The sequence below is a fragment of the Rhizobium leguminosarum genome (assembly GCF_002953715.1).
Lineage (GTDB): Bacteria > Pseudomonadota > Alphaproteobacteria > Rhizobiales > Rhizobiaceae > Rhizobium > Rhizobium leguminosarum_V.
Window position 1 is genome coordinate 930,724 of sequence record NZ_CP025013.1, and the last position, 23,229, is coordinate 953,952.

Sequence of the window (23,229 nt, forward strand, 5' to 3'; positions counted from 1 at the left end):
TCCTCGCGCTTAACTTTTGCTTCCGGTCGAAAAGTAAAATTTAACCAAAATTTGAAATAACGCTTTCATATCCGAATTGCGCAGGGGAATTCATGAAAACGGCCACGCTTGCATCCATCGCCTTGGCGATATCGATCTCTGCTGCCAATGCCCAGACGATCGGGGTTTCGATGTCCGATCTCGACAAATTCAGAACGGCGCTTCTCAACGGCGTCGTCTCGCATGGGCAGACGATATCCGGCCTCAAGCTCGTCACCGAGAACGCCAAGGGCGACAACGAACTCCAGAAGCAGCAGGTGCAGAAGCTCATTGCCGACAAGGTCGACGCGATCATCCTTGCCGTCTCCGATGGCGACCTCGGACCGCAAATGACCAAGATGGCGGCAGATGCCAGCATTCCGCTGATCTATATCAACAACGTTCCTTCCAACCTCATGGACTTGCCGGACAATCAGGTGGTGGTCGCCTCCAACGAGAAGGAGTCCGGAACGCTGGAGACCAAGCAGGTCTGCACGCTCCTCAAAGGCAAAGGCCGCGTCGTCGTGCTGATGGGCGAACCCTTCCACGCGGCCGCCCGCGCCCGTACCCAGGACATCTCCGACGTCATCGCTACGCCGGATTGCAAAGGCCTTCAGATCGTCGAGCGCCAGGCCGCCTATTGGTCGCGCGATTATGCCGACCAGCAGATGCAGGAATGGCTGTCGGCCGGCGTCAAGTTCGATGCGGTCATCGCCAATAATGACGAGATGGCCCTCGGCGCTATCCGGGCCATGAAGAAAGCCGGCATGCCGATGAAGGATGTCGTCGTCGCCGGCGTCGACGCGACCGACGACGCGCTGGCGGCGATGGTGGCCGGCGATCTCGACGTCACCATTCTCCAGAGCGCTGTCGGACAGGGGGGTGCCGCTGTCGACGCCGCCGTCAAGCTTATCCGCAAAGAGAAGGTGCCGCGCGAAAACAACGTTCCCTTCGAACTCGTCACACCTGAGAACATTGCCACCTATCTGCCGAAGAGCCAGTAAGCATAAGAGGACTATGATGTTGCATTTCTGGAATAAATTCGGCATTCGCGCACAGATCACCTCGGGCTTCGTGCCGCTGATCCTGTTGATGAGCCTGCTCACGGTCAGCGCGATCTCGGGCATGAATGGGCTCGCCTCCATCTTCGCGTCCTATCGCGCCACGGCTGGTCAGAGTCTCGCCATCTCGGACTACAGCGACCAACTGAACGAGATTCAGATGTCGGCGGAAGCCTTCCGCTCCACGCCGACGCAGGATGTCGTCGACCGCTTCCGCGCCGGTGTGAAGGCGTTCGACGCCGACGACCCGCGTTTTGCCGGCAACAAGGATCTGCAGTCCGGCCTTGCTGCGATCCGCCAGGACATTGCCGCTTATGGCAAGGCTTTCGAACAGATCGTCGCCCTTCAGGCCAGGCGTGACGCCTTGATCTCCAAGGTTACTGAATTCGGTCCCTGGACCAGCATCGCGCTCAACGATGTCGTGCGCAGCGCCTGGCGCCAGAACGATGTGGCCTTGTTGCAGATGACGGCAGCGACGCTGGAGGCTTTGAACCGCAGCCTCTATTTCTCCGAGCGCTTCGTGCATTCCAACGATTTTGCGGCCTATGACACCGCGCAGGCAGCACTGGCCGAAGCGGTTGCGCTCAACGAAGCCGCCGCCAAGGCCGCGAAGAACGAGCTGCAGAAGAAGCGCCTGATGGGCGCCGGCCAGCTTATGCAGAACTACACCGCCCGTCTCGGCGACATGAAGGACGTCTTGCAGGCCTCCGGCAATATTCGCCAGACGCAGCTCAGCGTGCTCGCGCCGAAAATATCAGGCGGCTTCAAGGACCTGCAGGCCACCGTCACGGGCGCGCAGAAGACCCTGGACGGTTCTGTAGACGCAACGGTTGCCTCTGCGACCAGCACGACGCTTGTCATCAGCGGGTTGCTGATCGTCATCGGTCTCGTCCTTTCCTATTTTGTCGGCCGGCTGATTTCCTCGGCAGTGCGTAACATGGCACAGTCCATGGAGCAGCTTGCCCGCGGCGAGGAAGGGATCGTGATAACGGGTGTCGAGCACCGCCACGAACTGGGGGCCATGGCGCGTTCGCTGAAGGTTTTCCAGGAAACGGGGCGCGCCAAGCTGATCGCAGAAGCCAATGCCGAACGCGCCCGCCTGGCCGCCGAAGAAGAGCGGCTCCGCCAGGAGGCGGAGCGGCTCAGCGATGCGCAGGTGATGGAGCATGCCTTCCGCCAGATTTCCGTCGGGCTGGACGCGCTTTCCAAGGGCGACCTCACCGTCCGCGTCGGCGAAGTCGACCATCGCTATGTCCGGATCCGGGATCATTTCAACAACTCGGTCGCAAGCCTCGAAGAGGCGGTCGACTCCGTCATTCGCGCGGTCGCCACCATCCGGTCCGGCCTTGCGGAAATCTCCACGGCGTCCAACGATCTCGCCCGCCGCACCGAACAGCAGGCAGCCTCGCTGGAGGAGACCGTCGCGGCGCTGGGTGACGTGACCCGCGGCGTCAACGGAACGGCGGAGGGTGCGAGCCGCGCCCAAGGTGTCGTGGCAACGGCCCGCACCAATGCCGAAAAGGGCGGAGAGATTGTTGCCCGCGCCATCGACGCGATGACGGAAATTCAAAATTCGTCGTCCAAGATCGGCAACATCATCAGCGTCATCGACGAGATCGCTTTCCAGACCAACCTGCTGGCACTGAACGCCGGCGTGGAAGCGGCGCGCGCCGGCGAGGCAGGCAAGGGCTTTGCCGTCGTCGCCCAGGAAGTCCGCGAGCTCGCCCAGCGCTCCGCCAATGCGGCAAGGGAGATCAAGCAACTGATCTCCACCTCCTCGGCGCAGGTCAAGACCGGCGTCCAGCTGGTGGGTGAATCCGGCCTCTCGCTCGAACAGATCGTCGAACAGGTCACCGCCATGAATGCGACCGTGGCCGAGATCGCCGTTGCCGCCCGCGAGCAGGCGATGAGCCTGCGCGAGGTCTCGGCTGCCGGCGACCAGATGGACAAGGTGACGCAGCAGAACGCCGCGATGGTCGAGGAGACCACGGCGGCGGCCCAGAGCCTGACACATGAAACCGAAAGCCTTGCCGAGCTGCTGCGGCGGTTCAGAACGGGCAGCGGCCGGGCATCGGAGCATCGTCACTACGCAATGGCATCCTGAGGTCCGGATGCAGGCAAGCAAACGCCGCCGTCCGAAAGGGCGGCGGTGAGCGAGTGTCTAGCGTGGCGTCAGTGGTTTCCTGATGCCGGACCGGCGGAGTGGCCGGCAATGCTCTTGCGAACATGACGAACCGCTGTCCAGACGGCAAAGAGCACGAGCGGGATGGCGCCGAGAACGGCGAGCTTGGCCACGTGGGGATCGACACCCAGTTCGGAGATACTTTCGAGACAGATCTTCGCCAGGCCGACGGTGTAATAGGTGATGGCGATGACGGAGAAGCCTTCGACCGCCTGCTGGATATGCACCTGGATGCGCGCCCGTTCTTCCATCGACGTCAGCAGCGACGCGTTCTGATCTTCGAGCTGAACCTGCACGGTGGTTCTAAGGAGGTCTCCGGCTAGGCTCACGCGTTCGGCCAGCTCATCAAGGCGGCGTTCGGCGGCTTCGACCGAGCGGACGGCCGGTTGAAAGCGCCGATCGATAAAGGTGCCGAGCCTCTGGCGCTGCTCGACGCGTTCCTCACGAAGCTCCGACACTCTGCTTGCCACGATCTCGGCATAGGCTTTCGTCGCGCCGAAGCGGTGACGGGCGAGCGCCGAGAAGTTGAGAACGTCCGATGAGAGCCTGGTTACCTCGGAAAGCAGTGCCTTGTCGACCTTGATCGCACTCTGCATATGCGCGATCAGCAGGTCGAGGCGCCGGTCGAAGACGGAGAGCTTCGACACCGTCTCGCGCGCCATCGGCAATGCCAGCAGCGCCATCATCCGGTATGTCTCGATCTCCAGGAAACGCCTGACCATGCGGCCGGTGCGATAGGCATTGAGATTGCGGTTGAAGAACAGAAATTCGACGAAACCGCTGTCGGTCAGCCGGAAGTTCGAATGCACTTCCGCATCGCCGCCGCCGACCTGAGAGGCGACATAGTCGAGCCTCGGTTTTTCCGGACGCTGCCCGTCCTTCTCGTCGCGCACCAGCACCCGAACGGCCGCGATGATCTTCCCGTCGATCTGGCGGCAGCAGGCCTGAAAGGCTTCCGGCGGATTACTGCCGGGTTCGGCCGACGCGGGAACGACGAAGGTCAGGGTGAGGAACTCGGTATGCGCCTCCCACTTCAGCCGGCCGTCGCCGATGCGGCCGATGCCGTGGTTGCCTTCGCGGGTCGTGGAGACATCCTCCAGTCCCGGCAGGGAGTTTGGTATGTGAGGAGGGGCATTTTCTCCGACGATAGCGACGTGCCACACATCCGTGTCGCCGTCGAAGTAAAGCGACGGCCGCGCGTGGAGCTCGTTGTGAAGTTCCCTTCGCAGCGGATGCTCGGAGCCCATCGGCATGGAAATGCACCTCTATAAGGTAGACAGTCGCTGGGTCGCCTGATGTAAGCGGGTTGCCGGCATGTGTGAATTGACCATGGCGCCTGCGAGCCGGCGAAGGCCGACAACGCCTATAGCCTCTCCCGAACCGCGTGTCACCATGCCTTCGCCATCGGGTGTGAAGGCCGGCATTCGTTCGGCCGCACGCTGCGGCAGCGGCTCCATGACGGCTTCGCCACAGATGACCCGCGATAGACCGCGCATCCGCATCGGTAGATCTCCGGCGTTGCCATCGACAATTCGAAACAGGTCGAAGTGTCCGTGGGGAAAGAAAAAGCCACGGCCCTGTTGCGAGGCCGTGGCTGCAGCATGCGCGCATTGTGCGGGACAACGCGTGACCGGTTACTTGGCGGCAAGCGCCTCGTTGACCTTGTCGACGTCGGCACTCATTGCCTTGAAGGTCTCGTCGAGGGAGAGTTCGCCGACGATCAGCTGGCTCATCCTCTGGACGATGAGCTGATAGATGGCGGAGGATCCCTTGAGACGTTCCAGGTCCCGGGCTGCCTGCGGCACGCTATTGCGGCTTCCGAGGAAGACGGCCATCGCTTCCTTGGCATTCTTGCTCTCGAGCTTGTATTGCGGGTCCTTGATGTCGGCGCCCGTCAGGATGACGTAGTTTTCAGCGATTTCACGCTGGACCTTTTCAGAGCCAAGGAATTCGATGAACGCGGCCACGGCCTCCGGAGACTTGGTGCGCTTGAATCCGACGATCGCGGTGCCACCCGGCATCGCATAGCAGCCGGCATCGCCGCACGGCGCGCTGATTGCCGTCCAGTCGAAGGCGTCGCCAATCTTCTTCTGGAACGGATTGACCATCCAGTTGCCGGCGAGATAGGTCACGACGTTGCCGTTGACGAACTCGTCACCCATGTTCTTGTACTGGGTTCCGCCGGCAGCCCCCCACATTTCCTTCGGGAAGGAGCCGTCCTTCGTCCAGCCGTAGAGATCCGTGACATAGCGCTTGGCGGCATCGTCGGGGAAGAAGAACTTGCCGTCCTTGACGTAGTTCGAGCCGTAGGAGAATGCCGCGCCGGAGAAGCGATGGCCCGAGCGATCCATCGTGAAGGGGATCTGGGCACCGGTCGCCTTGGCGACGCGCGCCGAGGCTTCGACGATTTCCTTCAGCGTGGCGGTGGGCTTCGGAAGCGGTTCGCCGGCCTGTTCGAACAGCGTCTTGTTGACGAAGGGCAGGTTGAAGGTCTGCGACGCGATATAGCCGTTGATCGACTGCGGAGCGTTGACGCCGGGGAAACGAAGTGTGTTCAGGCTGTCGCCGTGCAGCTTGGCGAAGCCATCCGGGTCCTTCATGTAGGGACGCATGTCGAGGTAATAGGGGGCAAGCTGCCAGTCGGTGATTTTGGCGATGTCAGGGCCTTCGCCGACGGCAAGCTGTACCGGCAGCTGCTTGGCGACGGCATCATAGCCCGAAGAGACGAAATTGACCTTGACGTCGGGATGCGCCGCCTCGAATTCCTTGCTGAGCGCTTCCATCCGTTCGACGTAAGCCTGGTCGTCGTCGGTGAAGAGAAAGGTGATTGTCTTGGTTTCCGCCATGGCCGCGCCGGACCATGCGAAAGAAACGGTTGCAAGCGCCAGTGCGAAGGCACTTGAGAGATAGGTTTTCATTTTCATCCTCCCATGAAAACATTTTCATCAATCGCGGCCTCAGCCATCGATAATTGAATTTCATATACTTGACATTCATCCCGTCAAGCTATTTTCTGAGGCAATAGCGATGTTTTTGAGCAATTTTCAAATATCGCACACACAAATGACCTAATGAAAATATTTTCATAGGATTGCGGAGGAGGCGGTCTGTGAAAACGGAATGCATCAAGCAGCCGGATGAGATGGTGCCAGCATACAGCGTGGCTGAGGGTCAGACGATAACGGCCTGGGCCGTTTCCGGCCTCATCGCCAGCTATTTTCCCGGCGAGCCCGCGCCGGCCGAAGACCGCGTGAACTATCGTTTCATCAACGGTTTCGTTGATGTCGGCGATCTGCCCTGCCGCAAGGCCTTCTGGTCCACCATGGTGGGGCGGCCGCTCTCCCCCGACACCTCCTGGCCGACCGAAAGCCTCAATCTTCCCGGCTCGAACCGCCGCGTCGAGTTCACCGGCTTCTGGCATGTGCCGACGCATCTCAGGCGATGGCTGAAAGGCACGTTCAGGACGGAGACTGCGCGAGCGCTCAATCTCAGACTGAAAACCTGCGGCGGCGTTCGCATATGGGTCAACGGACAAGAAACCGTGCGCTTCGAACCCTTCAAGCGCAATGTCGAGAGCGCAACCGACATCAGCCTGCCACTTAAAGCCGGAGACAACCAGATTCTCGTTCACACCGAAGATCTGGCCGAGCGCGACACGACGTGGTTTTTCGAACTCGAGATGCTGGACAAGGAGCCGCTCTGCGTACTGCTCCCCGTATCGTTGGACCAGGATGAGGTCCGCGAGCTGGAAGCCCTTTCGCGCGGCGTGCGCCCGGCCCGCGACGTCTTCGTCAATCAGCCGCTGGAGATCATATTCGGCACCGCGCCCGAACGCGACTTGCCTGTCGAGATCAAGGTCATCGGCCATGGTCACGAACGGCCCGTTCTTGCGGACTCCCGATTGACCCTGCGCGCCCATCAGAGCAGCCTCACGGCCGACGATGTCTGCGGCATTGCGGACGGTTATCACGGCGTCCACATGACGATCGGCTCCGGCACGGGTTCGGTTACGCGCGTCATCGATGCCGCCTTCATGAGCAGCATTTCGCCGTTGGCATCAGAGACATCGCTCGCCGCCCGCAAGCGACAGGCGCTGGAATACAGCGCCCGCTTCGGCGCAAACCGGGTCGGGCGCCTCATAGCGATGATGGAAACCGGTCACCACGACCAGGAAAGCTTCGACCGCATCATCGACGCGACGCTCGCCTCCATCGATGCGCGGGAGGATTGCTCGGATTTCATCATGGTGCCGCTCTTGTGGCTGCTCGGCGCCTATGCCGACCGGATGCCCGATGCAGTGGTCGCTCGCATTCGGCATTCCGTCCGCTCCTATCGTTACTGGGTCGACGAGCCGGGCAACGACGCGATGTGGTTCTGGAGCGAGAACCATGTGCTCTGCTTTCATACGAGCCAGCTGTTGGCCGGACTTCTTTTGCCCGACGAGGTGTTTTCAGCCTCGGGCAGGACAGGCCGGCAGCAGGCGGAACTTGGCCGCGAGCGGCTCGGGCGCTGGTTCGACAGCGTCGAAGCCCATGGGTTGGCGGAGTGGAACTCGGCGGCCTATTACCCGATCGACTTCATCGGCCTGCTGGCGCTGGAGCGCTGGGCCGAGACGGCGATATCAGAGCGCGCCCGCGCCCAGATCGATCTCATCTTCCGCATGATCGCCCTTCATACGCTCGCAGGCGTTCCCGCCGGATCGCAGGGCCGCGCTTACGACAAGGAGTTGCGCGCCGGCCCGCTGACCGAGCTCGCGCCCTTCGCCCAGGTCGCCTTCGGAACCGGCTGGCTGAACAACGGCGTCGCTGCATTGACCATGTTCTGCGCCGGCGGCTACGAGCCGCCCGCCGATCTGGCCGAGCTTGCGGCGCTCACCCGGTCAAGAAGCGTCGAGGCTCGTTACAGCCAGGGCCTCGAGAGCGGAAGACTCGTGCTGTTCAAGAATGAGGCGGCGCAGCTTTCGACGGTCGTCGATCACAAGACCGGCCAGAAGGGGCACCAGCAGCATGTCCTCGACATCAGGCTGGCCGGCCACCCGATGGCGAGGCTATGGGTCAATCATCCCGGTGAGGACGATCCCTGGGGCAATCAAAGGCCGTCCTATTGGGCCGGCAACGGCATCCTGCCGCGCGTTGCCCAGCATCGCGACGTCGCCCTGCTGATCGAGGACACAAGCGACGCACGGCACGCATGGACGCACGCCTACATCGGCCGCGACGGCCTGGACGATCTGATCGTCGAAGACAAGTGGCTCATCGCGCGATCGGGCAGGGGATTTTCCGCCCTCTGGGCGTCGAACGGCCTCGAGTTGATCACCGACGGCCCGACCGCCGGCCGCGAGGCGCGCTCCTACGGACCGGTTTGCGGCTGGGCTGGTATCGTCGGATGCGGCGATAACGACGCTTTCAAGGCATTCACCGAACGCCTGTACCGGACGACGGTTTCCTTCGATCCCGGGCTTCGGCGTCTCTCCCTGACGCCGCCTGGTGGCCCGGCGATCTGCCTGTCCTATGCCGACGGTCTTTCGATCGGCGGCGAGGCGAGGCCCTTCACCCACGATCAGCCGCACCCGATCCTCACCCACGACAGTGCAGCCCCCGGCGCCGGCACTGACGGGCCGTTCTACTCCTAAAAACATAGGTCTCCAGCATGAACACAACATCTGTCGATAACGCCGCCCTCCTGACGACGATCGATCGCGTGGCAACGGCTTTCAGCCGGCTCAGGGGCATCAAGGAAGGTCTCGTGACCGGAAATTCCGCCTCCGGAATCCAGTTCGACGAATGGGACTGGGAAGTCGGCGTCGGTCTTTACGGCTTCCTGCGGCGTGCCATTTCCACCAATGATCAGAAAGCGCTGGAGGAGCTCGTCGCCTGGTATGCCGGCCAGATCGAACGCGGCCTGCCGCCGCGCCAGATCAACAGCACGGCGCCGATGCTGCCGCTTGCGATCCTCGTCCAGCATGTCGACCGTCCCGATTTTCGTGCTCTCGTCGAGGACTGGGCCGAATGGCTCGTCAAGGAACTGCCCAAGACCGAAGACGGCGGCTTTCAGCACGTCGTCAAGGAGCGCCTCAACGACGGCGAATTGTGGGATGATACGCTTTTCATGGCCTGCCTGTTTCTCGCCCGGGCCGGCGTGCTCTGCGAGCGCAGCGAATGGATCGACGAGGCTGTCTATCAATTCGTGATCCACACCCGCTACCTCTCCGATCCGGTCAGCGGGCTCTGGTATCATGGCTGGACCTTCAACGGGCGGCACAATTTCGCCAATGCCTTCTGGGCGCGCGGCAATGCCTGGATCACGGTCGCCATCCCTGAGCTCTTCGACCTCGTTCCGACGCTCGGCGAGAAGGACCGGCGTTTTCTGTCGAACGTCCTCGTCAGCCAGGTGCGCTCCTTGAAAGCATACCAGCGGCCGGATGGGATGTTCACGACGCTTCTGGACGATCCGTCTTCGCCGTTGGAAACCTCGGCCACGGCAGGCATTGCCTATGGCATATTGCGCGCCATCGATGCCGGTATTCTCGACAAGGACGACAGGGCCTATGCCGAGCGCGCGCTTGCGGCGGTGCTGGCGCAGATCGACGAAGAAGGTGTCGTCCACGGCGTCTCGGACGGCACGCCGATGGGCCATGACCTCGATTTCTACAGGCGTATCCCCAACGTGCCGACGCCTTATGGCCAGGCGCTGACCATGCTGCTCCTGACGGAAGTCTTTCTCGAGAACGGCGAGCGCCAATGAGCCCCGTGTCTCTTGTCGCGATCGAGCCGGCGGAGGGCGACGATACGGTCCGCCTGCAGGCGGCCATCGACGGCCTGTCGGCTTCAGGCGGCGGACGCGTGGAGCTCATGGCCGGCATCCATGTCTGCCGCGGGCTCCAGCTCAGATCCGGTGTCGACCTTCATCTGGCCGCCGGCGCGATCCTGCGTCCCGTTCCGGATTATGCCGCCTATGCGCAGACGACCGTTTCGGTGATCGCCGAAAAGTCGGACCGCGGCATGATCGTCGCCAAGGATGCACGGCGGATCAGCCTGACGGGGGCGGGGCGCATCGAAGCCGGTTGTGACAGCTTCATTGTGGGAGACGACGAGACGGTGGGAACCTTCATCCCGGCCGAATTTCGTCCCCGTGTCGTCGTCTTTGAGGGTTGCGACGAGGTCGAGATCAGCTCCGTCCATATTTGCCGCTCGCCGATGTGGACGCTGCACTTCGTCAACTGCACCGATGTTGCGGTCAGGGACGTGACCATCGACAACGACCGCCGCCTTCCCAATACCGATGGCATCGTGCTGGATGCCTGCCGCGGCGCCGTCATCGAGGACTGCCGGATATCGACGGCCGACGACGGCATATGCCTGAAGACGAGCATCGGGCCCGATCGTGTTGCCATCGGGCGATGCGAGAACATTCTTGTTCGCCGCTGCTCCGTTCAGAGCCTAAGCTGCGCGCTGAAGATCGGCACGGAAACGCATGGCGACGTCACCAATGTCGTGTTCGAGGATTGCAGCGTCACATCCTCCAACAGGGCGCTCGGCGTATTTTCCCGCGACGGCGGCCGGATATCCAACGTGAGGTTTTCGAGAATAGCGGTAGAGTGCCGCGAGACCCCCGATGGTTTCTGGGGCTCGGGGGAGGCGCTGACCGTCAATGTTGTCGACCGTGTCACGGAACGCCCGGCGGGCGCCATCGAAAATCTCATCGTCGAGGACATAACCGGGTGGATGGAAGGGGCGATCACCGTCATTTCGACCTCGTCGGCCGGCATCGGCAACGCATCGCTGGCGCGCATCGCCTTAGACCAGCAGCCCGGGCAACTGGGCACTGCGCGGTCCTACGACCTGCGCCCGACAAACGCGGACCTTTCCCCGAAAGCCGATGGCGGCGGCCGCGCCAATGCCTGGACCCGCGGGTCGGACGGCCGGGTGATCGGTCTTGAGCATTATCCGGGAGGAATGCCGGCCGTCTACGTGGCGGGGGTCACCGGGATCTTGATGAACGAGGTGCGGATCACAAGACCGACACCGCTGCCGCAAGGCTGGAACAAAAACGACGCTGTCTTCGAAACGGCGGCACCTGATGGGAGTGGGGCATGGCAGAACTGAAACTTTCCAACGTCAACAAGTCGTATGGCTCTGTCAAAGTCCTGCATGACGTCGAGCTCGATATCAAGGACGGCGAGTTCGTCGTCTTCGTCGGCCCTTCGGGATGCGGCAAGTCGACACTGTTGCGCGTCATCGCCGGCCTCGAAGAGGTCACGTCGGGCGCAATCGCGATCGGGGCCCGCGACGTTAGCGCGCTCTCGCCGGCCGAGCGCAAGATTGCAATGGTCTTCCAGTCCTACGCGCTCTATCCGCATATGAGCGTTCGCAAGAACCTCGCTTTCGGCCTGGAGAACCTGAAGTTCAAGCGCGCCGAGATCGAGGCGCGGATTGCCGAAGCTGCCAGGATGCTGGCGATCGAGCCCTATCTGGACCGACGTCCGAAGCAGCTTTCGGGCGGCCAGCGCCAGCGCGTGGCGATCGGCCGGGCCATCGTGCGCGAACCTGACATTTTCCTCTTCGACGAGCCGCTGTCCAATCTCGACGCGGCGCTGCGCGTCCAGACCCGGGCTGAGATCACCAAGCTCCACCGCGACATCAAGACGACGATGATCTATGTCACGCATGACCAGGTCGAGGCGATGACGATGGCCGACAAAATCGTCGTGCTGAGGGCTGGGCGGGTCGAGCAGGTCGGAGCACCGCTGGATCTGTTCGATAGCCCGCGCAATCTATTCGTCGCGGGCTTCCTCGGCTCGCCGCGCATGAACATCATCAAGGGCAAGGTATCAGGCGTCGGCGAAAGCGGCGTTGCCATCGATGTCGGCAACGGCGGCAGCATCGTCAGCGATGTCGATCTCGCCGGCATTGCGGTCGGCCAGGCCATTCTCGCTGGTATCCGGCCCGCGCATTTTTCACGGTCCAGCGAGCAAGGCCTGCCGTTCATCGTCCAGTATCACGAGGGACTCGGCACCGAGACCTATGTCTATGGCAACCTTGCGGGCGAGGACGAGCAGATCATCATTCATGAGGCCGGTCATTTCGCGCCGGCGCCTGGTGATCACATCTTGATCGACGCCGCCCCGGGGCGGGTTCATCTGTTCGATCCCGAAAGCGGCCTGGCTTTTGCCAGGCGGCCCGGACAGGGGAGGCGCTGAACATGGCGGCGCTCAAGGCAGGTGCATTGCTGTCCCAGGCAGGCGAAGCGGCGATGAGGGTGGTCGAAGCCCCGATGAATGCGATCGAGCGCATCTTCGGCCGCAAGCGCATGCCGTGGCTGTTCCTGGCGCCGAACCTCGTTCTGTTCGCCATCTTCACGTTCCTTCCGATCGCGATCGCGATTGGTTACGCCTTCACCGGCGGCACCAATCTTTTCGTGTCGGAGCGCCCCTTCGTAGGCTTGGACAATTTTCGTACGCTGCTTTCCTGCGGCAATTATCTGCAGCCGGGAACCTGCCAGGAATCGCTGTTCTGGACGGCTGTGTGGAACACGCTCTGGTTCGTGGCCTTCAATGTCGTCGCCACATTGCTCGTGGCGTTGATCACGGCGCTGATCCTCAATCGGGCGATCGTCGCGCGTGGCTTCTTCAGGGCGATGTTCTTCTATCCCGTCTTGCTGTCTCCCGTCGTCATCGGTCTCATCTGGAAATGGTTCCTCGATCGCAACGGGCTCCTGAACGCTTTCTTCCAGATGATCGGCGTTCCCCCTGAAATCTTCCTGCTCGACGTCGGCTGGTCGCGCTTCTTCGTCGTCGTGGTGTCGGTCTGGTTTCACATGGGTTTTTATACCCTCATTCTGCTCGCCGGCCTCCAGGCCATCCCCAAGGAGCTTTACGAGGCTGCCTCCATCGATGCCGCCTCACCACGCCGCACGCTGTTCAGGATCACGCTTCCCCTGCTGGCCCCGAACCTCTTAGTCGTGTTCATTCTTTTGATGATCAAATCCGTCCAGATCTTCGACGAGGCCTGGGTTTTGACCAACGGCGGCGGTCCAGGCACGGCCAACAGCTTCATCGTCCAATATATCTACCAGATGGCATTCGGCAGCGATCTTCGGCTCTTCGGTCTCGCATCCGCGGCATCGGTTCTCATGGGGCTGGTGCTTCTGGTTCTCACCCTCATACAGCTGCGCATCGGCAAGCGAATGGAGTCCTGAGATGAACCCGATCAGCTTTTTCACGCGCACACGCCGGGCCGGACGCATCGATATAACCGACATATTGTCATGGGTCTGGCTGATCGGCGGAACCTTCGTGGTGTTGCTTCCGGTCCTCTGGGCAGGTCTCTCCTCGCTGAAGCCGGCCGCTGAGATCACCCGGTTTCCGCCGTCGCTGCTTCCCCGGACCGCGGTGGAGCAGACCGTGCCCGGCTTCGACAAGCCGCTCAGCCTCTGGCAGGTCAACGTCGACGGCCAGTTGCGCGAAATGGCCATGGTCCGCCGCATAGGCCTCAAGGCCCAGATGGTCGACCCCGCAAATCCGGGACAGCCCGTCAGCGTCGACGTAAAGGGGATGACGCCGGTGCAGAGGCTGACGGTCGCCACGCAGAATTACACCGATCCGCTGACGCGCTTCAACTTCCTGACCTTCCTCAAGAATTCGGTATTCGTCACATTCGTCGCAACGCTTCTGACGCTGATCGTCAACGCCATGGCGGCCTTTGCCCTGTCGAAATACAAATTTGCTGGTGATACGACGGTCTTCGTCATCATCATTTCGACGTTGATGATCCCGCTCGCCGTCGTCATGGTGCCGGCCTATCTCGTCATCGTCGGGGTCGGGCTTGCCGACAACCTCTGGGGCGTCATCCTGCCGACGGTCGCCTCTCCGACCGCTGTCTTCCTGCTGCGGCAATATATGCTGACCATACCCGACGAGCTGATAGAGGCGGCGCGGGTCGATGCGGCAAGCGAATTCTGCATCTTCTGGCGCATTATCCTGCCGCTGACGGCGCCGGCTCTCGCAGTGCTGGCGATCTTTTCGGTGCTCTGGCGGTGGAACGATTTCCTCTGGCCGCTCATCGTCCTCAACAGCCGCGAGAATTTCACCCTGCAGGTCGGTCTGAATGCGTTCCAGGGCGAGTTCTCGGTGCAGTGGCACTATATCCTGGCGATGACGTTCCTCAGCCTGCTGCCTGTCACCGTCGTTTTCCTGTTCCTGCAGAAGTACATCACCACGGGGATCGCCGGAACAGGCATGAAATGAACGGCGAGGCGGGGAGAAAGATCTCTTCGCAACCGCCGAAAGAACCCATATCGCCTCTTCCTCCCGGCTGAAGCGCGTCGCATTGAACTTGTTTCATGCGGCGCGTTTTGGTCGTTGTTTTTGTGCATGGCTCCCAAAGCCGCCGGCCATTTTTCGAGCGACATGCACCATGGCCTGGGCACTGAGGTTCACACTTGATCGCCTGGACCTCTCCAATTCCGTTTTACGAAAATGCCGGGAATACAGCATAACGCCCGGAACTAGACATCTAGCGCGGCGGTGCGACGCTGCCGCGCAGGACGAGGTGGCATCCGAGTTCCAGGCGATGGGCCGGCCGCTGCGGATCGTTGGCGATCAACCGCTGTTCGATGAGCGCCAAGGCGGCAGCGCCGAGCCTGTCTGTGGGAACGCTGATCGTCGAAAGCGGCGGACGGCTGAATTCGCCGGGGACGATGTCGTCGAACCCCAGGACAGAAATCGCTTCGGGCACGCGGATGTCGCGATCGGCCAATGCCTTCAGGCAGCCGAGCGCCAGATTGTCGGCCGCGCAGAAGACGGCGGTCGCCCCTTTCATCGTGGGATCGCGGTCGAGCAGTGCGTTGATAGCAGCCTCGCCGTGCCGGGGCTCATATCCCTCTGCCTCGACGATCATATCGTCAGGCACGGGAAGCTGCGCGGCGAAATAGGCATCGGAAAAGCCGTCATATCGGCGCTGGATCGTCGTGCGGCCCTTCCAGGTCAGGTGCAGGATACGGCGATGCCCGAGCGCCAGCAGGTGCTCGATGCCGAGCCGCGCTCCGAAGCGGTTTTCGGGGGTGACCGTATCGACCAGCATGGCGGGGTCTTCGCCGTTGACGATGACGACCGGCATATCGGGGGAGGCGAGGCTTCGGATCAGTTCCGGCTGATCGTCGTTCAGGACCACGATGCCGTCGGCACGTTCCGAGAGCGCGATCTGCCTGACCTGGGCGCCGTCGATACGCCGGCCGGTGCTAACGAAGGGTACGATCCTGATGCCGCGGCGTTCGCACTCCCTGCGAAGACCGTTGAGGATCGTCCAACTCACCAGATTGAGATCGCTCTCCGGTGCGGCATCGTCGGGAATCGCAAGAAGCAGGACGCGCAAGGTCGCGATCGTCGCCTTCTTCCTCCGGCGGTCGAGGTAACCCAGGCGTTTTGCCGAATCCAGAACCCTTTCACGCACCTCGATCGTCAGCGGCGCGGTTCCGTTCAGTGCGTGTGAGGCCGTGCTCAGCGATACGTCAGCATCGCGCGCGACATCCTTCAGATTGACTTTGCGTTCCACTTTTTCCGTCACGAATTGAGGCTGTACCTTCGAAGGTATGGCTAACTCAATGTTTTTACATAAAAACTTGAGAAAAGCTACGTGCGTGGCGCGGTATTTTTCGTCATTCGGCGATCAGTTCTTGGCAAGCAGGCCGTTGAGCAGCAGGTCGAAATAGGCCTGCAAGAAGGCCTCCTTGTTGGGAGTGGGCACGCGGCGGTCGTCGAATATCAGCCGCAGAACCGTCGTCGTCAGGATGGGCGCGACCACGATTTCCGAGAATTCCACCGGAATTTCGCGAAACTCCCCCGACGCCACACCCTCCAGAATGAGAGCGTCGACCTTGGCGATGATCGGCTCAATGAACTGATCGTGGTGGCGGTCGATCAGGTCGGGGAACCGGTGTCCTTCGGCAATGACGAGCCGCGTCAGCTCGCGGGTCATGCGATCCTCGGCGATTTGTTCGTAGAGCAGGCCGAGAATGGAAAGCAGCCGGTCTGTGGCGCTGCCGGTGAGGCCCTCGGTGATCCCCAGCAGTTCCTGAAACGGCACGGAGAAGTGGTTGATCATGGCTTCGAAAAGCTTCTCCTTCGTCTCGAAGTAGACATACACCGTACCCTTGGTGACGCCGACCCTGTCGGCGATGTCTTCGACGCGCGTGCCGGTGAAACCGCTCCTCACGAATTCCTCGAAGGCGGCATCCAGGATCTGGATGGGCCGCAGCGCTTTCTGTTCCGCGCGGGTGATCTTCTTCTGAGCTGCCATATTGCCTCGCCTCCCTTGTTGCGCACGCCCTCGTTCCTGCGGCACAAAGTTTCATTGACTAATGCGTCAGTCAATTATATAGGAGCTGCCGTTGAGAGCAAGAGGTCAACTATGAGAACCATTCTGGTCGCCACAGCGATCATATGCGCCATCGGTCTCGGATCATGCAGCGATGAGCGCGGGCCGACTGAGCCAACCCCACGGCAGGTCGGCGTCGTCGTCGCCAAGCCTGAGCCGCTGGTCCAAGGTGGCGCGATCACCGGAGAAGTCCGCGCCCGTGTCCAGACCGATCTGTCCTTCCGCGTCAGCGGCAAGATCATCGAGCGACTGGTGGAAGTCGGACAATCCGTGAAGGCGGGGCAACTCCTCGCGCGCATCGATCCGGAAGAGCAAAAGGCTGACCTGGATGTGGCGGCAGCCAATCTTCAGTCGGCTGAGGCGCAGCAGACCCAGGCGCAGCTCGCATATGACCGCCAGCAGAGCCTGTTTCGAACGCAGGTGACGACGCGTGCGGCACTCGACCAGGCGCAGGAGGCGCTTCTGACCGCGCAGGCATCGACGAAGTCGGCGCAGGCGCTCTTCGAAACCGCCCAGGATACCCTGTCTTATACGGAGCTGAAGGCGGACGCCGATGGGGTGATCACCGCCCGCAATGCCGAGGTCGGGCAGGTGGCGCAGGCCGCCCAGGTCGTCTTTACCCTTGCCCATGACGGCGACCGGGATGCCGTCTTTGAGGTGGTCGAAAGCGCGTTCCTGCGCCCGATCGACGGCGACGGGACCGTGACCCTTCTGTCGAACCCGACGCAGAAAATCGCGGCGAAGGTTCGCGAGATTTCGCCGACGATCGATTCCTCCACCGGAACCATCAAGGTCAAGGTCGCGATATCGAGCGACGCTCTGATCCCTCTCGGCGCTCCCGTCGTCGGAAGATTCAATTACGTCTCGCAGGACGTCATCCAGCTTCCCTGGTCGGCCATGACGTCCAAGGGAGGCAAGCCGGCCGTCTGGATCGTCGATCCCGCATCGTCTGCGGTTTCGGCAAGGACGGTGGATGTCGCCGGCTACGAGACCGGCAGCTTCATCGTCAAGTCAGGCGTGTCGGAAGGAGATGTCGTGGTGACCGACGGGAGCAAATTCCTCAGGGCGGGTGAAATCGTGTCTTATGTCAAGGAAGCTTCCAAGTGAGTATTCGTCTCAACATAGTCGCACTGATGGTGGGCACGGCCCTGATCTCCTCCTGCGCGCCGCAGGAGGAAAGCAAGGAGGAAGCACCCCGTCCCGTGCTGTCGATGACAGTCAGGCAGACGGCCGCTACGAGCCTGGGCCTGACCGGTACGATCGAACCGACGATCGAGACCGAACTCGGTTTCCGGATTCTCGGCCGGATGATCGCCCGCAACGTCAATGTCGGAGATCTCGTTAAGAAGGATGACGTCGTTGCCGCCATCGATCCGCTGGCGCTGGAGCTTGCCGTGCGCAACGCCCAGTCGGACGTGGAAAACAGCGACGCCCAGCTCAGAAACGCGGTGACCACCGAGCAGCGCCAGCGCGCGCTGCTGGAGTCGCGCTCCGGCACCGAAGCCTCGCTCGAAGAGGCCGAGCAGGCAAGGCGAACCGCCGCAGCCGCCGTCGCCAAGGCGCAGGCCAATCTCGACAAGGCCAAAGAGCAGCTCGGTTATGCGCAGCTTCGGGCAGAATTCGATGGCGTTGTGACGGCGACCTCGGCCGAGGTCGGCCAGGTGGTGTCGGCCGGCCAGACGGTCGTGACCATCGCCCGGCCGGACAAGCGCGACGCCGTGGTCGACGTGCCCCAGGCCGCCGCCCAGAAACTGAAAATCGGCGCGCCCTTCGAAGTGACGCTGCAGCTCGCTCCGACGATCCGCACGTCGGGAGTCGTGCGCGAGATCGCCCCGGAAGCGGAGACCGCCACCCGTACGAGCAGAACCAAGATCGCGCTCAGCAATCCACCTGAAGCCTTCAGGCTCGGCTCCGTCATCTCAGCCTCGGCGACCATTGCCGCCGACCTGCAGATCGTCCTGCCTTCCTCGGCAATCCTTGCCGGCAGCGACGGCCTGAGTGTCTGGATCGTCGATGCGCCTGCCAGGAAGGTATCGCTTCGCCGCGTGAAGATCGACGGCGAGGTCGAAGACGGCGGCACCGTTCGCGTCACCGAAGGGCTCGCCCCCGGAGAAAGGGTAGTCGTGGCAGGCGTGCATAAACTTGAAGATGGCCAGGCCATCAGGATCGACCAGGAGATCAGCCAGTGAAGTCCTTCAATCTTTCCGACTGGGCGCTCGAACACCGTTCGCTCGTCTGGTACTTCATGATCGTCTTCATTCTCGCAGGCGCCTTCTCCTACGTGAAACTCGGCCGCGAGGAAGACCCGAACTTCACGATCAAGACGATGGTGATCACCGCGCAGTGGCCCGGCGCCTCAGCCGAAGAGGTGACGCGGCAGGTGACCGACAGGATCGAGAAAAAGCTCCAGGAACTGGAATCGCTCGACTACACCAAGAGCGAGACTGTTGCCGGCCAGACGACCGTCTTCGTCGAGCTGCTGCCGACGACCAAGGCAAAGGATGTCGCGCCGACCTGGCTGCGCATCCGCAACATGATCGCCGACATCAAGGGCGATTTCCCCACCGGGGTCGTCGGTCCTTTCTTCAACGATCGCTTTGGCGACGTCTTCGGAAACATCTACGCCTTCACCAGCGACGGGCTTACCCAGCGCCAACTTCGCGATCTCGTGGAAGACGCCCGTTCCAAGGTTCTGACCGTACCCAACGTTGGCAAGGTCGATGTGGTCGGCGCTCAGGACGAGGCGATCTATCTCGAATTCTCCACACGCCAGATCGCCGCCCTCGGGATCGACCAGCAGTCGGTCATCCAGACCCTGCAGGCTCAGAACGCCGTCACGCAGTCCGGCTTCGTTGACGCCGGGCCGGAGCGCATCGCATTGCGGGTCAGCGGACAATTCACCTCGGAGGACAGCCTGAGATCGATCAATCTCAGGATAAACGACCGCTTCTTTCCGCTGAGCGATGTCGCCACGATCAAACGCGGCTACGTGGATCCGCCGTCGGCGTTGTTCCGCTTCGACGGCCAGCCGGCGATCGGGCTTGCAATCGGCATGAAGCAGGGCGCCAATCTTCTGGAGTTCGGCGAGGGGCTCGACGCACAGATGAAACGTGTCGTCGCCGACCTTCCGATCGGCGTGGACGTCCACCGCGTTTCCGATCAGCCGGCCGTTGTCGACGAAGCTGTATCCGGATTTACCCGCGCGCTCTTCGAAGCGATTGTCATCGTCCTGATCATCAGCTTCATCAGCCTTGGTCTTCGCGCCGGCATGGTGGTGGCGATCTCCATTCCGCTCGTCCTGGCGATCACCTTCGTGGTGATGGAATATTCCGGCATTTCGCTTCAGCGCATCTCGCTCGGCGCGCTCATCATCGCGCTCGGGCTGCTTGTCGACGACGCCATGATCGCCGTCGAGATGATGGTGGCCCGCCTGGAGGCCGGCGACGATCTCAGGAAAGCCGCCACCTACGTTTATACATCGACCGCCTTCCCGATGCTGACGGGAACGCTCGTCACCGTTGCCGGCTTCATTCCCGTCGGTCTTAACAACAGTGCTGCCGGTGAGTTCACCTTCACGCTTTTCGTGGTCATCGCAGTTTCGCTGATTGTTTCCTGGGTGGTGGCGGTGCTGTTCACGCCGCTTCTCGGCGTTACGATCCTGCCGAAGACGATGAAATCGCATCACGAGAAGAAGGGCCGCTTCGCCTCGGTCTTCTCCCGGCTTCTGGGGCTGGCGATGCGCTGGCGCTGGGTCACCATCATCCTCACGGTCGGCGTCTTCGGGCTTTCGATTGGCGGCATGGGGCTGGTGCAGCAGCAGTTCTTCCCCAGCTCGGACAGGACCGAGCTCGTCATCGACTGGAACCTCCCGCACAACAGTTCGATCGCCGAAACCAACAGGCAGATGGCCAGGTTCGAAAAGGAGATGCTGGCCGGCAACAAGGATATCGATCATTGGACCACCTATGTCGGCCAGGGCGCGCCACGCTTCATCTTGTCCTTTGACGTGCAGACCCCCGACGTGTCGTTCGGACAGACGATCATCGTCACCAAAGGGCTCGACGTGCGTGACAAGGTGCGGGCGGAACTGCAGGCCTATCTGACGAAAACCTTCCCCGGCACCGACGCCTTCGTCAAGCTTCTCGACATCGGTCCGCCGGTGGGCAAGCCGGTGCAGTACCGGATCAGCGGCCCCGATATTCAAAAGGTCCGCGATCTCTCGCAGCAGTTTGCCGGCGTCATGGGATCACACCCGCTTCTGGCAAACATGGTCCTGGACTGGAACGAGCCGTCCCGCGTGGTGAAGGTCGATGTCCTGCAGGACAAGGCGCGCCAGCTCGGCGTATCCTCCGAAGACATCGCTACCGCGCTTAACGGCATCGTCGAAGGCTCGACGGCCACCCAGGTTCGAGACGACATCTACCTGGTCAACGTCATCGGCCGCGCCAGGGCATCCGAGCGCGACTCCATCCAGACGCTTGAGAATCTGCAGCTCTCCACCTCCAACGGCAAGGTCGTGCCTCTCTCCGCCGTGGCGAATTTCCGCTACGAACTCGAGCAGCCGACGATTTGGCGTCGCGACAGGCAACCCACCATAACGGTCAAGGCAGCCGTCGTCGGTCCCACGCAACCGGCCACGATCGTCGACCAGTTGAAGCCCAAGGTGGAAGAGTTCCAGAAAAACCTTCCCGTGGGATACAAGGTGGAAGTGGGCGGCGCGGTCGAATCCAGCGCCGAGGCGCAGGGGCCGATTGCAGCGGTCGCTCCGCTGATGCTGTTTGCGATGGCGACGATCCTGATGATCCAGCTGCAAAGCTTCAGCCGCCTCTTTCTGGTGTTCGCCGTCGCGCCGACGGCCCTGATCGGCGTGGTCGCGGCGCTGCTGCTGAGCAATTCCCCTATGGGCTTCGTCGCGATCCTCGGCGTGCTTGCGCTCATCGGCATCCTGATCCGCAACTCCGTCATCCTGGTCGTCCAGATCGAACATCTGCGCAGTGAAGGAATGGCGCCCTGGCAAGCGGTCATCGAGGCCACCGAACACCGCATGCGGCCGATCATGCTGACGGCCGCGGCAGCCACGCTGGCGCTGATTCCGATCTCGCGCGAGATCTTCTGGGGCCCGATGGCCTACGCCATGATGGGCGGCATCGTCGTCGGAACCGCGCTCACCCTGCTGTTCCTGCCTGCGCTCTACGTCGCGTGGTTCAGGATCCCGAGGGATAAAGGCGGTGAGGCCGATGCCGTGGCAGAGGCGTGAGCACCGGCTTCGACATCCATCGCATGCGGCCGTCGCGGCGGCCGCTGCAGGTCCTGGCTTCCGAGGAGAGAACTCGATGACGGAACAGCGTTTGAACGAGTTTCCGATGGGGGCCAAGGCGATGCTGGTCACGATCGGCCTGGCGATGCTCGCCGGTTGCGCCACGAGGCCGTCGCCCGATGTGTTGAACCCGGTCCATCTGCCGGTTCATCTCCCAGCTCATCTGAATGCATCGCTTCATTCCGATGAAGCCGCCTCGAACCGCGTAAACGTGCTCGCCGCGACAAACAGGAACCCCGACACCGTGCGCGGCGGGTTTGGGAGCGCCTGGGCTGACAATCTCACCTACGAGCAATATGCGTTTTCGGTCCCTCCCAACCGGAAGGACACCGCGATCACATATCCGACCTCGAGGCCGGATCCCGAACGGCAATTTGCCGTCATCAGGCGCAAGCAGCTTCCAAGGCATGCATTCGTAGAGGAGGCGCTCCGCTCCACCCAGTCCGACGGTACCGTCGGCATCTTCGTCCATGGCTACAACTATAGTTATCAGGAGGCGCTGTTTCGCACTGCGCAGATCGCTGCGGACGCCAATATTCCGGGTTCTCCGATTCTGTTTTCGTGGCCTTCGGCCGCCGCCGTCGCCGGCTATGTCGCCGACCGCGATGCGGCGCTGTCCTCGCGCAGCGACCTCGACTCGCTTGTTACCTCGCTCTCGGCTTCCGGGAAGGTGAAGCGCATCATTCTTTTCGGACACAGCATGGGCGGATTCCTGGTCATGGAGACCGTGCGCCAGCTTAAACTGCAGCATCGCGACGACGTCATCGGTAAACTGGCGGTGATCCTTGCCGCCCCTGACATCGACGTCGATGTTTTCCGGTCCCAGCTGAAGGATATCGGGCGAATGCCAGTCCCGATATCTCTTCTCGTTTCCAAGGACGACCGGGCGCTGGTGGCCTCGAGCTTCATAGCGGGAGAGCGGGCGCGCGTCGGACGCATCGATATCGACGATCCCGTCATCAGGGAGGCCGCGTTGAAGGAAAGGCTTCGGGTCATCGACATCACGTCGATCCAGGCGTCCGACGGGTTAGGGCACGACCGCTACGCATCGCTTGCCAAGTTCGGCGCGCAGCTTGCATCCTTCGAAAGCGGAAGACGGTCGAGCGCCGGCGACGTTGGCGCCTATGTCTTCGATGCCGCCGGCGCCGCAGTCGCAAGTCCGTTTCGCCTGGCCGGTCGTGTCGTCGGCTCGCAATGATGAGAGCTGGTGTCTCGGGCGGGCGCCCATGGCTAATCCTGAGGCATCGTCAAGACATGTGCATAATGTGACTATTAAAT

The 23,229-nt window shown here is 62.0% G+C and carries 17 protein-coding genes; 12 read left to right on the plus strand and 5 right to left on the minus strand.

All coding sequences use genetic code 11. From position 1 onward, the window contains the following. Positions 1-92 precede the first annotated feature (92 nt). Both CUJ84_RS28830 and CUJ84_RS28835 read left to right on the plus strand, forming a co-directional pair. On the plus strand, positions 93-1,022 hold the full coding sequence (locus CUJ84_RS28830; protein WP_105009025.1) for a substrate-binding domain-containing protein: 930 nt from the start codon (positions 93-95) through the stop codon (positions 1,020-1,022). Between the two features lie 16 nt (positions 1,023-1,038). Continuing rightward, positions 1,039-3,183 carry a methyl-accepting chemotaxis protein gene (locus CUJ84_RS28835; protein ID WP_105009026.1) on the plus strand — a complete coding sequence of 715 codons (2,145 nt, stop codon included), beginning with the start codon at positions 1,039-1,041 and terminating at the stop codon, positions 3,181-3,183. A 68-nt stretch (positions 3,184-3,251) separates the two neighbouring features. On the opposite strand, the gene CUJ84_RS28840 is transcribed toward CUJ84_RS28835, so the two are convergent. From CUJ84_RS28840 to CUJ84_RS28845, 3 genes are all read right to left on the minus strand, one after another. After that, positions 3,252-4,514, minus strand: coding sequence for a DUF3422 domain-containing protein (locus CUJ84_RS28840; RefSeq protein WP_105009027.1), 1,263 nt, complete (start codon positions 4,512-4,514; stop codon positions 3,252-3,254). A 12-nt stretch (positions 4,515-4,526) separates the two neighbouring features. Continuing rightward, entirely contained in the window at positions 4,527-4,763 is a 237-nt protein-coding gene (locus tag CUJ84_RS38080) for a hypothetical protein (protein ID WP_158686974.1), read from the minus strand. A gap of 132 nt (positions 4,764-4,895) precedes the next feature. Next, complete coding sequence (locus CUJ84_RS28845) at positions 4,896-6,179, minus strand: ABC transporter substrate-binding protein (RefSeq protein ID WP_199788842.1); 1,284 nt, start codon at positions 6,177-6,179, stop codon at positions 4,896-4,898. A 191-nt stretch (positions 6,180-6,370) separates the two neighbouring features. Between CUJ84_RS28845 and CUJ84_RS28850 the strand changes: the two genes are divergently transcribed. Genes CUJ84_RS28850 through CUJ84_RS28875 form a run of 6 tightly spaced genes read left to right on the plus strand, consistent with a single transcriptional unit; the run spans position 6,371 to position 14,506 of the window. Next, on the plus strand, positions 6,371-8,893 hold the full coding sequence (locus CUJ84_RS28850) for a hypothetical protein (protein WP_105009028.1): 2,523 nt from the start codon (positions 6,371-6,373) through the stop codon (positions 8,891-8,893). A 17-nt stretch (positions 8,894-8,910) separates the two neighbouring features. Next, a complete protein-coding gene (locus CUJ84_RS28855) occupies positions 8,911-10,005 on the plus strand; it encodes a glycoside hydrolase family 88/105 protein (protein WP_105009029.1) in 1,095 nt (364 codons plus the stop codon). Then, positions 10,002-11,366, plus strand: a complete 1,365-nt coding sequence (locus tag CUJ84_RS28860; RefSeq protein ID WP_105009030.1) for a glycoside hydrolase family 28 protein — start codon at positions 10,002-10,004, stop codon at positions 11,364-11,366. Before CUJ84_RS28855 ends, CUJ84_RS28860 begins: the two co-directional genes overlap by 4 nt. After that, entirely contained in the window at positions 11,354-12,460 is a 1,107-nt protein-coding gene (locus tag CUJ84_RS28865) for an ABC transporter ATP-binding protein (RefSeq protein ID WP_105009031.1), read from the plus strand. The genes CUJ84_RS28860 and CUJ84_RS28865 overlap by 13 nt, the downstream gene beginning before the upstream one ends. A 2-nt stretch (positions 12,461-12,462) precedes the next feature. After that, positions 12,463-13,458, plus strand: a complete 996-nt coding sequence (locus CUJ84_RS28870; RefSeq protein WP_105009032.1) for a carbohydrate ABC transporter permease — start codon at positions 12,463-12,465, stop codon at positions 13,456-13,458. Between the two features lies 1 nt (position 13,459). Next, positions 13,460-14,506 (plus strand): carbohydrate ABC transporter permease, encoded by a 1,047-nt coding sequence (locus tag CUJ84_RS28875; RefSeq protein ID WP_105009033.1) that lies wholly within the window; start codon positions 13,460-13,462, stop codon positions 14,504-14,506. A gap of 268 nt (positions 14,507-14,774) precedes the next feature. Here CUJ84_RS28875 and CUJ84_RS28880 read toward each other — a convergent pair whose 3' ends face one another. Further along, positions 14,775-15,812: a LacI family DNA-binding transcriptional regulator gene (locus CUJ84_RS28880; RefSeq protein ID WP_105009034.1), complete on the minus strand. Its 1,038-nt coding sequence runs from the start codon at positions 15,810-15,812 to the stop codon at positions 14,775-14,777. Between the two features lie 114 nt (positions 15,813-15,926). Next, positions 15,927-16,556, minus strand: a complete 630-nt coding sequence (locus tag CUJ84_RS28885; RefSeq protein WP_105009035.1) for a TetR/AcrR family transcriptional regulator — start codon at positions 16,554-16,556, stop codon at positions 15,927-15,929. A 111-nt stretch (positions 16,557-16,667) separates the two neighbouring features. Here CUJ84_RS28885 and CUJ84_RS28890 point away from each other — a divergent pair, with 111 nt between their 5' ends. The 4 genes from CUJ84_RS28890 to CUJ84_RS28905 all read left to right on the plus strand — a co-directional run bounded on the left by CUJ84_RS28890 (position 16,668) and on the right by CUJ84_RS28905 (position 23,149). Further along, positions 16,668-17,741, plus strand: a complete 1,074-nt coding sequence (locus CUJ84_RS28890; protein WP_105009036.1) for an efflux RND transporter periplasmic adaptor subunit — start codon at positions 16,668-16,670, stop codon at positions 17,739-17,741. Further along, complete coding sequence (locus CUJ84_RS28895) at positions 17,738-18,823, plus strand: efflux RND transporter periplasmic adaptor subunit (protein ID WP_105009037.1); 1,086 nt, start codon at positions 17,738-17,740, stop codon at positions 18,821-18,823. Before CUJ84_RS28890 ends, CUJ84_RS28895 begins: the two co-directional genes overlap by 4 nt. Continuing rightward, positions 18,820-21,891, plus strand: coding sequence for an efflux RND transporter permease subunit (locus CUJ84_RS28900; RefSeq protein ID WP_105009038.1), 3,072 nt, complete (start codon positions 18,820-18,822; stop codon positions 21,889-21,891). The genes CUJ84_RS28895 and CUJ84_RS28900 overlap by 4 nt, the downstream gene beginning before the upstream one ends. Positions 21,892-21,967: 76 nt before the next feature. After that, positions 21,968-23,149, plus strand: coding sequence for an alpha/beta hydrolase (locus tag CUJ84_RS28905; RefSeq protein WP_105009039.1), 1,182 nt, complete (start codon positions 21,968-21,970; stop codon positions 23,147-23,149). Positions 23,150-23,229: the final 80 nt, after the last annotated feature.

Coding starts and splice junctions, on each gene's coding strand:
- CUJ84_RS28905 (WP_105009039.1), top strand. CDS start 21,968: ATGACGGAACAGCGTTTGAACGAGTTTCCGATGGGGGCCAAGGCGATG.
- CUJ84_RS28870 (WP_105009032.1), top strand. CDS start 12,463: ATGGCGGCGCTCAAGGCAGGTGCATTGCTGTCCCAGGCAGGCGAAGCG.
- CUJ84_RS28865 (WP_105009031.1), top strand. CDS start 11,354: ATGGCAGAACTGAAACTTTCCAACGTCAACAAGTCGTATGGCTCTGTC.
- CUJ84_RS28885 (WP_105009035.1), bottom strand. CDS start 16,556: ATGGCAGCTCAGAAGAAGATCACCCGCGCGGAACAGAAAGCGCTGCGG.
- CUJ84_RS28830 (WP_105009025.1), top strand. CDS start 93: ATGAAAACGGCCACGCTTGCATCCATCGCCTTGGCGATATCGATCTCT.
- CUJ84_RS28835 (WP_105009026.1), top strand. CDS start 1,039: ATGTTGCATTTCTGGAATAAATTCGGCATTCGCGCACAGATCACCTCG.
- CUJ84_RS28890 (WP_105009036.1), top strand. CDS start 16,668: ATGAGAACCATTCTGGTCGCCACAGCGATCATATGCGCCATCGGTCTC.
- CUJ84_RS28840 (WP_105009027.1), bottom strand. CDS start 4,514: ATGCCGATGGGCTCCGAGCATCCGCTGCGAAGGGAACTTCACAACGAG.
- CUJ84_RS28855 (WP_105009029.1), top strand. CDS start 8,911: ATGAACACAACATCTGTCGATAACGCCGCCCTCCTGACGACGATCGAT.
- CUJ84_RS28860 (WP_105009030.1), top strand. CDS start 10,002: ATGAGCCCCGTGTCTCTTGTCGCGATCGAGCCGGCGGAGGGCGACGAT.
- CUJ84_RS38080 (WP_158686974.1), bottom strand. CDS start 4,763: ATGCGGATGCGCGGTCTATCGCGGGTCATCTGTGGCGAAGCCGTCATG.
- CUJ84_RS28845 (WP_199788842.1), bottom strand. CDS start 6,179: ATGAAAACCTATCTCTCAAGTGCCTTCGCACTGGCGCTTGCAACCGTT.
- CUJ84_RS28875 (WP_105009033.1), top strand. CDS start 13,460: ATGAACCCGATCAGCTTTTTCACGCGCACACGCCGGGCCGGACGCATC.